This window comes from Desulfocicer niacini (assembly GCF_054657595.1).
The window spans coordinates 1-14,173 of the sequence record NZ_BAAHYK010000011.1; the positions used below are offsets into that span (position 1 = coordinate 1).

The following is a 14,173-nucleotide window of genomic DNA, read 5'->3' on the forward strand; positions in this document are numbered from 1 at the left end:
TCCCCGAAAAAACCTGTCAAGTCTTTTTTTATTTTTTTTTTGATCCCTGGGGGTGAGTAGTTACAATTTCTTTACTCCATACCATACTGCTTTTTTAAGCAATAACTCGGTCCCTATTAGATTAACCTCAAGCAAGCCCTCTCTGTAATGCTCCTTGGGGTCAAATAGAGCTGCCGTATGAACGATATAATCAATATGATTTTTAGATAGAATGAAATCAAGGAAAGATTCATCTAAAATAGAGTTAATTTGTATTTCGATGTGATTGTACTGATCCCCCAATATCCTGCAGCAGTAACCTTCATCAGGGTTTATGTCTATAATCGTGACACTTGCACCATGATCAGCGAGGCATTTGGCCACATATGTCCCCAGAAGGCCTGCCCCCGAAATTAATACATTCATTGATTCTCTCCTTCAAAAGAATCTGTCCCAGTTATTTGATTTGAAATAAAGTTAATTTTTGAAATTTTAGCCACTTGAATATGACATTTGTATGACAAGATGAATGCGCTACAAGATATATATTAAAGCGTGAGTTTAGTTGTTATTTAATCCTATTCTTTATACGATATAGGCTTCCCGCTATAAAACTTGCCGTTTATTCTAAATTTTACCGTATCATAAATATAATCTATAATTTTCTGGGCCTTCTGCCTGCTTTCATCCACTACAATAAATACACCAGCCCGTTGGTTATGATTCGACATTAATGGAATGGTTTGTCCTGGTTTATAAGAGAAATCCAGCTTCACCAGTTCATTCATGCCAATACACTTTTCCGGTCCTATTATTTCATCCAGTTTTCCAGGGGGCGGGAAGAAGTATCGGTTGGCGACTACCATATGTTGTTCTGGTTTCAATTTTTCAAAATCAGGTTCATGCCCCATTGCAATCTCTATCGCTGTTTTCACATAGTTTATACCACACCCAAACGGAACCAGACTTTCCGAAAAATCACCGCCGCTCAATCTGGCAGCCATTTCTATCATCATCGGACCACGATGAGGGCAGATGACAACATCTCCTTTTGCTACGCCCTTGGTAATTCCCAGAGCACGCGCTGCTTTTTCAACAAGTTCTAAAACGTCATTTTGTGTTTTCGTGTCTGCATTGCATGGAACCCATCCGCCGTTTTCAATTATATTCGGGTGGAAAACTTCCATATCTTTATATTCACGATCTGCAAATCCCGGGGTCACACAGATATCATCAAATAATAATGATTCCGTACTTATTTGATCGCCGTTTATATATTCTTCTAAAATAATCTGATTATTAATGGAAAATTCTCTGGCGTATGAAAAAGCTGCTTTGATTTGACTATCATCAGAAATCATACGGACCCCACGAGAACCTGCTCTGTCTGTGGGTTTAATTACCAACTTCTCACATCGCCATTTTGACCAAAAATACCTTACTTCCCCAACATCGTGAACAACTGCGTAATTAGGCACCGGCACCCCACACTCAGTGAATCGATGTTTCATTTCATATTTGTTTGTAGCAATGCGTCCAGTCTCTTCAGAAGGTCCAATCCATCCAAAATAATTAGCAATTTTTGCGACCAATTGAGGGACATCACTTCCCATGGTTAATACACCATTTATATTAACACCCTTCTTTTTCAGATTTTCCACATAACTAATTACATCGTCAGTCCTGCTGAAATCAATGGGCGCTGAATAGGTGGCAACCTTCAAACCAGGCGCCTCAGGGTTTCCATCAACGACAACTGTTTCCAAAGACATCTGATGTGCTGTATTGATCATGAAAAGTTGATCTGCACTTGCACCGAGTATCAGCAGGGCTTCTTTCATACTATAATTTCCATTTAGTTGAGATTCTTTGAAAAACTGAATGAGCATCAATCCCGCATTTTTCACTCAGGTATTCCTTGTCGCCAACCGGAACAAATTCTTCCTGGATTGCACTGACAAACAATTTATTTGAAAGTCCGTTTTCAACGATAAGCATTCCAATGCTGGAACCGAATCCGGCTCTTTTAATATTCTCTTCAAGGGTCACAATTTTATCGACACGTTCCATTATCTGGATCAGTTGATCTTTCGGCAGTGGGTTAATCCAGCGTATATTCAAAATACCAAAATCCTGGTTCTTTTTTTGTAATAGTTCTCTGAGTTCAATCCCTGTTTCTAATTTATTTCCTACAGCAAAAATGAATCCATCTTTTCCATCGAAAATAATGTCTGATTCATGTATATTCTCGACTGGTTCAGAAAAATATTTATCTTCCTCTTTAAACACATTTTCATAAGGATGGAGTATAATTAACGGATTTTCAGCTTGTTCTGATCTCAATTGAATGATTTTACGTAAATCAAAACTGGTTCCGGCATAAAACATATCAAGGTTCGGTAAACCACGAAGGTACGATAGGTCATAAATACCATGATGCGTCGGGCTATCGAAACCCGCAAAACCGGATCGGGCCGCAAGAATTGTTACCGGCAGATTCATATAACAGATATCATGAAATATCTGATCCATTGACCGCTGCAAAAACGTGGATTGAAAACATGCAAACACTTTTTTCTTTTTAATTGCCAACCCTGCAGCCATACCCAACGCATGTTGTTCAGCCATGCCCACATCAATAACGTTCTCGGGAAAATCTGACAAGCATGATTCTAATCCAGATGCATAGGGCGTTGCTGGAGTCAGGACAATGATCTCCTTATCTTTTTGAAGAAGCTCATACAGCGTATCTCCTGCAATTTTTGCGTAGGAAACGCCTGCAGGTACTGGTGAACAACCGCTTCCAGTCAACGGATCAAAAGGCATGGAAAAATGCATTTTATAAGGATGAGCTTTGGCTAACTCCAAGCCCATTCCTTTTTCTGTTTTAACATGAACAACGACACTTCCTTTTTTTACCGCATTGGAAGCTTTTTGCATTGTTTCAACAAGACTTTGTAAATCATGCCCATTTTCAACAGAAAAATACTGAAACCCAAGACCACTGAAATAGGCATCTGACTTTTCCTGCCAGTTTTTTCCTGAAAAAAGTTTGCTGATACCACCCACATTTTTCGGAATAGCCATGCCATTGTCGTTAACAATGATAATGAGGGGCAGATCCCTTTCGGTAGCAAAATTAAGCGCCTCAAATGACATACCTTCCACAAGCGCACCATCACCAACGATACTAACAACAATATTACTTGATCCGTTTAACTTAAAACCAACTGCCATGCCAATACCGGTGGAGATGGCTGTTCCTGCATGTGAAGCATCCATTTCATCGAAAAAACTTTCCTGCTTACTGATAAATCGAGAAATCCCACCAATTGAATTTAATGTGGAGAATTTAGCCTTCCTTCCTGTAAGTAATTTATGCGTATAACCCTGGTGTCCGACATCAAATAGAATTGCATCTTCAGGTGAATTAAAAATATAATGAACAGCTATGGTAAGTTCGATAACTCCCAGGTTTGCACCGATGTGACCACCTGTTTTTGAAATACTCTCGACCAAAAAGTTACGAATTTCACACGAAAGGTCCTTCAATTCCTGAATTGATAATTTTTTTATATCATTGGGCTCTTTTATCGAATTCAACATGGTTATCTTCCTTTTGTTATAATTACTCCATTGCCTTTCAATTCTGCAACTTCCAACATCACACAACTCAATAGAAATTGCATATCTGGTAATTTTCAACTCAGGTGACTTTGGGTTTTGTTTTTTTAGGACCACGGAGAGACTTCTGGAGAGTCTCTATTTTTACTTTGAATAGCTTTACCAGTTTATTCATTGTCGTACTGCGAAATATAATCCAACGCTCCTCTTCAATAGCGATCATCAACGCTATCATTTATTCTTGAAGTTCAAGGGCGAGGTATAGCTGGATAATCCCTTTTCAACGAAATTAAACATGTGGTATGGGTTAACCAAATATTTACAATATTTTCAACTATTTTATCAAAATCATAGACCATCACATATACAAACCGCCATTGACATTAATAGTGTGCCCTGTTGTGTAATTCTGTTTCTCTGAAGCAAGGTAGAGGCATGCCTGTAGAACATCTGCCGTTACTCCTGCTTTTTTTAATAAAATTTTATCAATGTAAGCTTTACCGGCCTCACCTTTAAGCTCTTTACTTGTCATATCTGTTTTTATAATTCCAGGCGCCACTGCGTTAACCAGTACATTATCAGGGGCCCCGTAACGTGCTAATCCTTTTGTTAACGCTATAATCGCCCCTTTTGTAGTAGCATAGTGCAGAGTTTTTGGTCCTCCATATTGCCCAGAAACCGATGACATATTTATCACTCGACCCCACTTCTGTTTTGCCATTAAAGGCATAAACTCCTGAGAACAGATAAAAACTGATTTTAAATTAACCTTCATTAAAAAATCCCATTCATCATCATTAATATCCCAAAATGAATTTTGTTTGTTTATTCCCGCATTATTTATCAAGATATCAATATGACTATACTCTTCAAGAATACGATCCTTCATTGCAACTACCTCGCTTCGTTCAGACACATCAGCTTGACAACAGATTGCTTTGCCTCCAGAATGTCGAATTTGCTCAACAATTTTCTCAGCTGCAGTTTTGGACTTTTGATAGTTAACGACAACAGAATACCCTTCCCGGGCAAAACCAAAGGCTAAATCTTTCCCTATCCCTCGGCTACTGCCCGTTATGAGAACGACCGTATGCTCTTTTCCCACCTCTTAATCTCCTTTAACCCTTCACTCTCCAAACTTGTCTCAGTAAAAAGCCTATCCCAGAGGGCCAGGCTTTAGGCTTGCTGCCCCCATAGGTGGACTTACCGCAAGCTAAGGAATTCTACAATTTTTATATGGCAGAGCCTATCGGCTCTGACCTGGCCCACAGGGCCAGGTTTTCCATGTTAAAATAAAAGCATACCATTTGGAAACAGATACTACTTTACAACGTGAGCAAATACCACAGTATTTGCTCCAACGGGGTCGTCAGGGAAATATATCTTACCCGCTTTAAGCCCTATAATTTTATCAATTGTAAAATATTTTGATATAATTGCCCTTGTTTCTTCAAGCGAATATTCATAGACATGCTGGGGATTCACACATTTTCCTGTTGTACTATTTTGAGGTGTACTCAAAACCATTAACCCACCATTTTTTAAAACACGACGTAACTCTGCCATACCCTTCTCTGGATCAATATGCTCAAAGGTCTCCATCGAAAAGACTGCATCAAAATAACTATCTTGAAAATAGGTATTCATAATGTCTTCTTTTTGAAAAGAAATATCCTGATAATTGGCCCATTTCTTTTTATTTGTCGCGATAAGATCTTCATCGTAATCAGCAGCAACAATTTGAAACCCTTTACCACTAAACATACGTGCACCAAATCCAGTACCGCAAGCAATATCTAGTAAATATCCACTTGACAGAGATTTTTCCTTCAAAAACTCCCCCGCCAACTCATAATGATAGGATAATTGATCACCAACAGCGATCTGATTTTGGCCAGAAACATTTTGACGTTCACTGTCCATCACCTGGCGCATTTTCTCGATATATTCTGCAACTATTCTTGGTTCTTGTTCTTTATCTGTTTTTAAGTATTTTGTTTTGAATTCAGGACGTCGCATAATAATGAATTTTGGGTGTACCGCATGTATCTCTGGTTGTTGAACTGATCCATTTTTTAAAATGTTATATATCCGGGTAAGCGCACCTGCTCTGTATACTTCGCCAGTAAAATGCACTGGGTAGTCATCTGGTGTTTTTATACAGTCATAGCCTCCGTCAATTGCCTGACTATACATCTTTTCGACTAAAGCAACATCAAACTGAAATACTAAAGCATTTAATCGAACTACAGGAGTATCTTCATGTAGGCACTTCGTCGCTTCAATCATCCGAAGAAGGGGACTGTCATCAAAACAATAGAGCGTTTTTAAATTAGTAAATGATCTTTTTAAATCTTCGAGTAATCCGCCAGCATCAAATTCTGGTGCAATAATCGTAATCTTTGCGTTAGGAAAATTGTCATAAATGCGCTTAATAGTCCAATAAATTGCTGGTTTCCCATCTAACATTTTTACACAATGTTCAATATCTCCAGCCCATGAACGAGAACTTGCTTGAACTAAAAATTCCATCTTTTTCTCCAGTCTATTTTTTCTTTGGCACTTGAACTGCTCGTGCTACTCCTAAAATTGATTTTGTTCCACCATGGATCAACGAAGCGATTTTCCATTTAATGCTTGGGTGAAGCTTCCACCAAAAAAAACTTTTCCCAATAAGTCCCGGCTCAATAAAAATTGACTTAAATCCGGCAAGTTCAAGAGTATTCTTCAATTTTATTGGCGAATATGGGGTAACGTGTGTCGGGTCATTGTAAAAGTTTTTGAAATCCATCTGCCAGTTTGGAGTACGGATAAATAACAGTCCTCCTTGCTTTAAAACACGCTTAATCTCTAACAAAATATGCTCTGGCTTTTGAATATGTTCAATAACCGCATTCATGGTAACAAAGTCCACTGTATTATCTGATTGATTTATTAAGTCTTGTTCGATGTCAAAATTAGGGTAATCATATGAATGTGAGCAGATTCCCTTTCGGGAGCAATAAACGGAAAACCCCTTATCACCACTACCTAAATCAATATTTACACCTGTTAATTCAGACCCCACCAATTTGAGAGCAATCCGATTGTAAGTACTAAAAAGCCGACTATTTAATAATAATGTATGTTCACTAACTTTTGAGTGATTCTTTGCATACTGCTCTTTTATATCCAAAAAGACACCTCATCTGATATTATTACCGTAATCATATATGGGATTTCAGATTCTCACTAATCTTTTTCGAAATAACCTTTGAACCTTGTCCGTCCATTCTTGCAAAGCAGAAATATCTGAACCGTGACAATAGATCTGAGTTCTGCATCATTTTTTCTACAGCAGTGCTAATGTCTTGTTCATCAACATTACTGTCCACACCCAAGTTTATGCCCATATTTTCCTTTTCAAAAACAGATGCCGAACAGTCATGGTCTTTGGTTAAGGCAATAAAAATGCCAGGAACTCCCATAGCGGCCAACTCATATGCTGTACCTCCGAAAGAGGCTATGGCCAAATCAGCGGTTTGCATGACCTGGGCCATGTTTTCCACATCACGATGAATGGTGTAGGGAAAGGGTGCATTTTTCAGCAACTCTTTGAGTGGGATATCATGGACAAAGGCTTGACCAAGCACAATGGTGGCATTAAAATTGCCGTGGATTTGCCCAAGCGCCCGAACCGCCTTGAGAGTCATCCCAGCTGGATCGCTGCCGCCCATGGTGATAAGGATGCATGGTCCTTTTTCCTTTGTAATTGGTTCACTTTCTCTGATGCCTGGCACTGTGTTTGAACTGCTCAGTTGCCGATTGCCAGGATTTTTTTCAAGCGCTTGGGAAAACTGACGACGCAAAAGTACCCATTCCCATCCAGAAAAAAGTTGACCTGTAAAGCCACTCCAATCCATCTCCTTGACCTGAGGAACAGGGGGATAAAAGGCCAGATCCGCTTCCAGGCGACGTTCACTTGGATCATCAATGGTGATTATCAACAGGCTGTTTTTCCGCCATTTTTTGACCATCTCCCGGGAAAGGCTGGTTCGGACATCAAGGATCAATGCGTGGGGCTTTATCGTATGAATCAAACCGTCAAGCCACGCGTCTTCACTGATTTCCTTGGTCATGATTTCCACTGGAAAGCCAGCCTTATGAGCCATATCAATACCTGGCCTACCATTAATCATGGCAAATGTAACACCAACACTCTGACCATCACGAAGTTCTTCCGCCAAGGCCAGGCAACGCACCACATGTCCCAAACCGATGTGCGCGTCACCGTCACAGCGAACAAGCACCCTGAATGTATTTTCTGTGGCTGTTTTCTGGCGGACATGACAATTGATGTGTAGCAGTTCCGGGTTATCCCGCAACAGCTGAACGACATCAGCCACATCAGCTTCCCCTGCTGGCACTGCCATGCGAAAGTACACCTCCTCCATAAATCGCAGATCGGAAGGAGTGTCAATGGACATGCGGGCACCGGAAAAACGATGTTCCGGAAAGATCGGTATGGTGGTGCATAAAAACCGTTCCGGATATTTTTGAAAGTAGGCGGTTATATGTTCAATGGCCACCGGGTCTTCTGCAGCTTCACGCAGTAAACGGTTAAAGGCGTTTCTGGTAAAGGGAGAAAAGCCTTCATGAATGGAATCAATGCCTTTTTCTCCGGTGCAATGCTCCGTCCCCTCTCTACGTAATGCATCCACAAGCCGATCAATTGTTTGGGGATCAACCATGGGTGAATCACCGCACACTCGAATAATAATCTCCGGGCTCAGCGCATCAACAGCAAGGGCGAAACGCTGCAACACATTGGTTTCCGATCCGCGAAAAACCGGTACGTCTTGAGTTTGGCACCATTTTACCAGTTGATCATCGCAAGGCAGCTCAGAAGTTGCCACAGCAACAACATCAACCGTGCGACATTTACACAGTCTATGAACAATGTGCCACAAAATAGGTTTCCCTGCCACTGGCATCAATACTTTAGCCGGCAATCTACTGGAACCCATGCGTGCCTGGATAATTGCAGCAACTTTTGGTCTATCCATTCCATTTCCCTCTGATTTTTTTCAACGGCCTCAATCCGTCGCTGGGGTCGGCACGCCATTCGCAGTCACTCAGTTCAGCCGGTGCGGGAATTTTTTTTCCGGAACCATCCGCCTCCAAGGCAAGGCGAATATTATGAATCACGGATTTCATCTGATCTGGAAGCCAGCAATGACCGGAAGCAAACTCTTCTCCCCGGCCATCAATATCAAGATGAAACTCTATCATGTCTGAATGCCAGTGATGCACAGCACGCTCAATGACAGGTGGTGATACACTGTGATCGGACCAACCCACCGGGCAGTCAAATTTAAGGCGCAGCGTTTTGATGGCCGCCAGATTGCATTGATTCGATGGGGTCGGATACCCGGACACACAGTGAAGAAGGGTAAAATCTTGACACTCTGCATCACGTAGAGTTGTCACTGCCCTTGAGATTTCATCCAAAGTTGCCATGCCTGTGGAAAGGACAACCGGTTTTCCCGTTTGAGCGCATTCTTTCAAAAGCCCCTCCCACAACAACTCATATGAGGCTATTTTGTAAAAATCAACAAAGGGATAGAGCATCTCGACTGCCTCAAGATAAAAGGGCGTACACGAGAATGATATATTTTTTTCCCGACAACGACGCGCAAGGGGAGCGAGAAAATCCAGAGGTAGCTCCCACTTTTTGCGCTTACGATGTTTTTCGCTTTTTAAAAGTATTTCCGGGGCAAACAACTCATCCACTCTGAATAGCTGGAATTTGATTCCATTGCAGCCGATATCAGCTGCAACGTCAACAAAACGCAGACATCTTGCCAAATCACGGTTGTGATTACTGGACACTTCGGCGATGAAAAACGGACTCACATTTTTCCCCTTAAAAAAATATCAACGAGACAAAGCCTCCTTGAAAGAAGCTGATCAGTTAATGATGACAGAGCCTCGCACAATTAAACATTTAGAACACTATGGATCTGCTCAATCACAAACTCAACATCACCTTCCGTCAACCCAGGATACATTGGCAATGACAAAATCTGTTCATAAGCCATTTCCGCCCGGGGGCAGTCACCAGGGCCGGTGCCCCATCGTTTCTGATAATAGGGATGAAGATGTACGGGAATATAATGAACATTGACCCCGATTCTTCTGCTTCGAAGTTCATGGAAAATTTGTTCCCTATTTTGCAGAACAATTTTCGGTGCCAATTTTATGACATAAAGGTGGTATGCATGGGTAATCTCCGGATCTTTTTCAAGGGGGGACACACCGTCCAATAAAGCAAATGCACCGTCATATTTTGTTGCAATTTCAGATCTTCTCTGGAGAGACAATGGTAATTTATTCAGTTGACTCAACCCCAGAGCGCACTGAAAATCCGTTATACGATAGTTAAACCCAAGATCAACCATCTCATACGCCCAAGAGCCAAGACGCTCACGCTGATGATGATCCGTTGTAATTCCATGATTTCGAAACAACCGCATGCGCCCAGCAAACCCCTCATTGTCTGTGGTAATCATGCCGCCTTCCCCGGTGGTGATATGCTTAACTGGATGAAAGCTGAAGGTGGACAAATCTGCAAGAGTCCCCACATTAAGCCCATGATAGGTTGCCCCCAAGGCATGGCAGCTGTCTGCCACAAGCCATAAACCATGATCATGGGCAATCTGCTTCAGGGCATCCCAATTGCAAGGCTGACCCGCATAATCCACAGCTATGATGGCTTTTGTTTTAGAGGTTATTTTCTTTTCCACCTCCTCCGGATCAATGAGAAGTGTATCCGGCAATACATCAGCAAAAACCGGAACCCCACCCTGGTAGACAATGCAATTAGCCGTGGCAGCAAAGGTCATGGGCGTTACAATGACTTCATCACCGGAAGTTATCCCCAGGGCAAACATGGCACAATGCAATGCGGCAGTGCCGCTGGAAACGGCCACGGCATATCGACTCCCAACGGTTTTTGCAAACTCCGTTTCGAAAACTTCTATTCCAGGTCCAGTGGTCAACCAGTCGGATTGAAGAACATCCACAACAGACTGGATATCTGCTTCGTCAATAAATTGTCGTCCATATGGAATCAAAATATAGCTCCGCCCTGTAGGTTACATGGCTTTTTACCGCAATTCTGAGAGTCTTGTAAAAAAAATTCGATTACATTTTTTGACCACATCATATTTGGATGTACCGCCGTAGAAAGCCACAACAAGATATGTTCAAAATTCTGTTGGTTGTTTTTTTACAAGCTTACCAATCCCATGTTTGTATAGCAGAAACGTTCTATCCAGCACAACACCTATTGAGATTTTCATGTGCTAAACTTAATTATTCCACACCATTTTTATGCAAATTTCATACCCAAAATAAAAAGCAAGTTTAATTCACTACACATTTGCACCGTATTGGCATAACTTTAGAACGAACCCCATTTTTGAATTAACTCTTCGGCCGTTTTCAGTCAAACATTGAGTGATCGCACAGCGAATAAATTTAAAAAACTTATGAGAAGCAAATAACTTCTGTATCTAATGCCAAATCACCCAACGGAAAAGGAGTGGGGAAACCTCAAGAGAGAGCATTATTTATAAGCACAATCACATGTTTCAGATGCAAAGACAACACTCGCGGCAGAGCAGGTATAACAGAAAGGCAATAAGGCTCCATTATGCGCTTTCATGGAAGAAAAATATTTAAAGGATTTTGTTAATGAATCAAATAGAACATGAGCTAAAATAATAAGGATTTTTTTTTATTCAAAAACATGATATTAAATAAAATTTTCAAATCACAGAATCATTATTCTGTGATTTTTTTATTTTATAAAGGATGCTGCAAACAAGAGCATCAAAATCGCTTTACACTTTTTTTAAGGGAATAAAACATAAATGATCAGCACAACCAACGTCACCCTGGCCTACGGCAAAAGGGTTTTGTTTAAAGACGTTAACATAAAATTTGCACCGGGTAACTGCTATGGACTCATCGGGGCCAACGGGGCCGGAAAATCCACCTTTTTAAAAATTCTGTCCGGGGACATTGAGCCGGATTCAGGAACAGTGTCTGTGGGATCAAGGGAGCGCATCGCCGTTTTACGCCAGGACCACTTTGCCTTTGATGAAGAAACCGTGTTAAACACCGTCATCATGGGGCACAAAGAACTGTACACCATCATGAACGAACGCGATGCCCTGTATGCCAAACCCGATTTTTCCGAAGAAGACGGCATCCGATCCGGAGAGCTTGAGGTGGAGTTTGCCGAAATGGACGGCTATGATGCAGAACCCGAAGCTGCCGTTCTCTTAAATCACCTGGACATCCCCGAATCCCTGCACGGCAAGAAAATGAAGGAGCTTGAAGGCGGCGAAAAGGTACGGGTGCTTCTTGCCCAGGCCCTGTTCGGCAACCCCGACGTGCTGCTGCTCGATGAGCCCACCAACAACCTGGATATCAAATCCATTGCCTGGCTGGAGGATTTTCTCTATCGGTTCCAGAACACGGTGATTGTGGTCTCCCATGACCGCCATTTCATGAACCAGGTATGCACCCACATTGCCGACATTGATTTTGGTCAGATTGCCGTGTACGTGGGCAATTACGACTTCTGGTACCAGGCAAGCCAGCTGAACCTGAAGCAGAAACAGGCGGAAAACAAAAAGGTGACCAACCGGGCCAATGAATTGAAGGCGTTCATCCAGCGGTTCAGCTCCAATGCCTCCAAATCCAAACAGGCCACCTCCCGAAAAAAATTACTGGAAAAACTCACCATTGAAGATATGCCGGCCTCCTCTCGGAAATATCCCTTTATCTGTTTTACCCCGGAACGCTCCTGCGGCAATGTAATTCTGGAAGTGGAGAATTTATCCAAAACCATTGACGGGGAAAAGGTGCTGAACGATGTGAGTTTCACTGTGAACGCTGGAGATAAAATCGCATTCATGGGGAATAACAGTGTGGCTAAAACCACCTTATTTCAGATTCTGGCAGGAGAGCTGGAACCCGACAACGGCAGCTTCAGATGGGGCGTTACCATCACACAGTCCTACTTTCCCAAGGAACACAGCTCTTTTTTTAAAGGAGACTGCACCCTGATCCAATGGCTTTTGCAGTTTGCCCCCCCAACGGAAGGCGAAAGCTTTGCCCGCTCATTCCTGGGGCGGATGCTGTTTTCCGGAGAAGAGGCCACCAAAAAAATCGGTGTGTTGTCCGGTGGGGAAAAGGTGCGATGCATGCTTTCTAAAATGATGCTTGCGGCATCCAATGCCCTGATGCTGGATGAACCCACCAATCACCTGGATCTTGAATCCATCACCGCCTTAAATGACAGCCTTGTGAAATTCCCTGAAGTGGTGCTGTTCACCTCCCATGACCACGAGTTTGTGAACACCGTTGCCAACCGCATCATTGAAATAACCCCGGCCGGGGTCATTGACCGGCTCATGAGCTTTGACGAGTATATCAGCAATTCAGAAGTGGCAAAAGCCCGGGATGCCATGCTTAAAAAGGCGGCTTGATCGCCATCCCATCGGCCACCCATCATCACAGGCGGCCGATGGGTAAGTTCTCAATAACCCGGGGGGAGTGACAAAGCCCGCTTGGCCTTTATACCCAGGGGATATTCAAAAGAATCATCTGCATGCCCTGCCCTATTAAGAGCTTTTACGCCGATGGGATCAATCTTTAATAATGGGGCGGCTTGTCATCTGCCGGGCCATCACTTCCCGGAATAAAATCAGAAAACGCCCGGGTACGCTTCAAAACAAGATCACAGATGGCACGGAGACGTTCAATCTCCTGCTGCTGCTCATACACCACCTGATTCAGCTCTTTGATGGTTTTTTCCTGAAATGCAATTTTGATTTCAATGTCCATCAGCCGTTCATCATTCATTTTATTACGCCTTGGACATGAACTTTCGGGTTTCTGTATTGACCTTTACCATCTCTCCGGGTTCAAGGTATTCCGGCACCTGGATCTCCACCCCGTTTGACAGGGTGGCAGGTTTTGTACGGGCCGTTGCGCTTGCCCCCCGCATCCCCGGAGCCGTATCCGTCACTTCAAAAACAAGGGATTTTGGAATTTCAAGGGACACCATGTTTTCATCAATGATGGTGGCCAGAAGCCCTTCCATTTCATCGGTGATCCAGACAAGCTCATCTTCTATGTCTTCGGTGGAGACCATATACTGGCTATAATCTTCCTTGTCCATGAACACATGCAGATTGCCATCGGGATACAGGTATTGCACCGATCTTTTCAGAAGTTCCACTTCGGCAAGCATGTCATTTCCCTTAAAGCTGTCTTCATATTTCTGTCGGGTCTTTACATTGCTGAAACGCACTTTGTAAAGGGTGACAGCTCCCCTTGCCGTGGGAGACTTCACCGTGATGTGTTTTACCACATGAGGCTCTCCGTTTATTTCCACCACCTGGCCTGTTTTCAAATCACACGCATTGGGCATTTTTTTCAACTCCTTTAAATCATTATCTACCGGATGATCCAATTTTGAATCTTTGTTTTTCGTTTGGGCCTGGTCACAACA

At 42.5% G+C, this 14,173-nt stretch carries 12 protein-coding genes; 1 reads left to right on the forward strand and 11 read right to left on the reverse strand.

Annotated features, from left to right (window positions below; genetic code table 11):
• Positions 1 to 60: 60 nt before the first annotated feature.
• The 9 genes from ACYQ2M_RS07450 to pseC all read right to left on the reverse strand — a co-directional run bounded on the left by ACYQ2M_RS07450 (position 61) and on the right by pseC (position 10,718).
• The gene (locus ACYQ2M_RS07450) at positions 61 to 405 is read right to left on the reverse strand and encodes an NAD-dependent epimerase/dehydratase family protein (protein ID WP_459915702.1); all 345 of its coding nucleotides are present in this window, start codon (positions 403 to 405) and stop codon (positions 61 to 63) included.
• Positions 406 to 557: 152 nt separating this feature from the next.
• On the reverse strand, positions 558 to 1,886 hold the full coding sequence (locus ACYQ2M_RS07455; protein WP_459915703.1) for an ATP-grasp domain-containing protein: 1,329 nt from the start codon (positions 1,884 to 1,886) through the stop codon (positions 558 to 560).
• The gene (locus ACYQ2M_RS07460; RefSeq protein WP_459915704.1) at positions 1,822 to 3,585 is read right to left on the reverse strand and encodes a 1-deoxy-D-xylulose-5-phosphate synthase; all 1,764 of its coding nucleotides are present in this window, start codon (positions 3,583 to 3,585) and stop codon (positions 1,822 to 1,824) included. Before ACYQ2M_RS07460 ends, ACYQ2M_RS07455 begins: the two co-directional genes overlap by 65 nt.
• Positions 3,586 to 3,961: 376 nt before the next feature.
• Positions 3,962 to 4,708 (reverse strand): SDR family NAD(P)-dependent oxidoreductase, encoded by a 747-nt coding sequence (locus ACYQ2M_RS07465; RefSeq protein ID WP_459915705.1) that lies wholly within the window; start codon positions 4,706 to 4,708, stop codon positions 3,962 to 3,964.
• Between the two features lie 215 nt (positions 4,709 to 4,923).
• Positions 4,924 to 6,135: a class I SAM-dependent methyltransferase gene (locus ACYQ2M_RS07470; protein ID WP_459915706.1), complete on the reverse strand. Its 1,212-nt coding sequence runs from the start codon at positions 6,133 to 6,135 to the stop codon at positions 4,924 to 4,926.
• Between the two features lie 13 nt (positions 6,136 to 6,148).
• The gene (locus tag ACYQ2M_RS07475) at positions 6,149 to 6,778 is read right to left on the reverse strand and encodes a class I SAM-dependent methyltransferase (protein ID WP_459915707.1); all 630 of its coding nucleotides are present in this window, start codon (positions 6,776 to 6,778) and stop codon (positions 6,149 to 6,151) included.
• 31 nt (positions 6,779 to 6,809) lie between these two features.
• Positions 6,810 to 8,648, reverse strand: coding sequence for a cytidylyltransferase domain-containing protein (locus tag ACYQ2M_RS07480; RefSeq protein ID WP_459915708.1), 1,839 nt, complete (start codon positions 8,646 to 8,648; stop codon positions 6,810 to 6,812).
• Complete coding sequence (locus ACYQ2M_RS07485; RefSeq protein ID WP_459915709.1) at positions 8,641 to 9,498, reverse strand: N-acetylneuraminate synthase family protein; 858 nt, start codon at positions 9,496 to 9,498, stop codon at positions 8,641 to 8,643. The genes ACYQ2M_RS07480 and ACYQ2M_RS07485 overlap by 8 nt, the downstream gene beginning before the upstream one ends.
• Before the next feature lie 83 nt (positions 9,499 to 9,581).
• Complete coding sequence (gene pseC / locus ACYQ2M_RS07490; RefSeq protein ID WP_459915710.1) at positions 9,582 to 10,718, reverse strand: UDP-4-amino-4,6-dideoxy-N-acetyl-beta-L-altrosamine transaminase; 1,137 nt, start codon at positions 10,716 to 10,718, stop codon at positions 9,582 to 9,584.
• 801 nt (positions 10,719 to 11,519) lie between these two features.
• Between pseC and ACYQ2M_RS07495 the strand changes: the two genes are divergently transcribed.
• Positions 11,520 to 13,145 (forward strand): ABC-F family ATP-binding cassette domain-containing protein, encoded by a 1,626-nt coding sequence (locus tag ACYQ2M_RS07495; protein WP_459915711.1) that lies wholly within the window; start codon positions 11,520 to 11,522, stop codon positions 13,143 to 13,145.
• 166 nt (positions 13,146 to 13,311) lie between these two features.
• On the opposite strand, the gene ACYQ2M_RS07500 is transcribed toward ACYQ2M_RS07495, so the two are convergent.
• A complete protein-coding gene (locus ACYQ2M_RS07500) occupies positions 13,312 to 13,521 on the reverse strand; it encodes a SlyX family protein (protein WP_459915712.1) in 210 nt (69 codons plus the stop codon).
• A gap of 4 nt (positions 13,522 to 13,525) precedes the next feature.
• Entirely contained in the window at positions 13,526 to 14,092 is a 567-nt protein-coding gene (efpL, locus tag ACYQ2M_RS07505) for an elongation factor P-like protein EfpL (protein ID WP_459915713.1), read from the reverse strand.
• Positions 14,093 to 14,173 lie beyond the last annotated feature (81 nt).

Excerpts from the sequence above, each read along its gene's own strand:
- ACYQ2M_RS07450 (WP_459915702.1), bottom strand. The coding sequence starts at position 405 with ATGAATGTATTAATTTCGGGGGCAGGCCTTCTGGGGACATATGTGGCC.
- ACYQ2M_RS07460 (WP_459915704.1), bottom strand. The coding sequence starts at position 3,585 with ATGTTGAATTCGATAAAAGAGCCCAATGATATAAAAAAATTATCAATT.
- ACYQ2M_RS07470 (WP_459915706.1), bottom strand. The coding sequence starts at position 6,135 with ATGGAATTTTTAGTTCAAGCAAGTTCTCGTTCATGGGCTGGAGATATT.
- ACYQ2M_RS07480 (WP_459915708.1), bottom strand. The coding sequence starts at position 8,648 with ATGGATAGACCAAAAGTTGCTGCAATTATCCAGGCACGCATGGGTTCC.
- ACYQ2M_RS07495 (WP_459915711.1), top strand. The coding sequence starts at position 11,520 with ATGATCAGCACAACCAACGTCACCCTGGCCTACGGCAAAAGGGTTTTG.
- ACYQ2M_RS07500 (WP_459915712.1), bottom strand. The coding sequence starts at position 13,521 with ATGAATGATGAACGGCTGATGGACATTGAAATCAAAATTGCATTTCAG.
- efpL (WP_459915713.1), bottom strand. The coding sequence starts at position 14,092 with ATGCCCAATGCGTGTGATTTGAAAACAGGCCAGGTGGTGGAAATAAAC.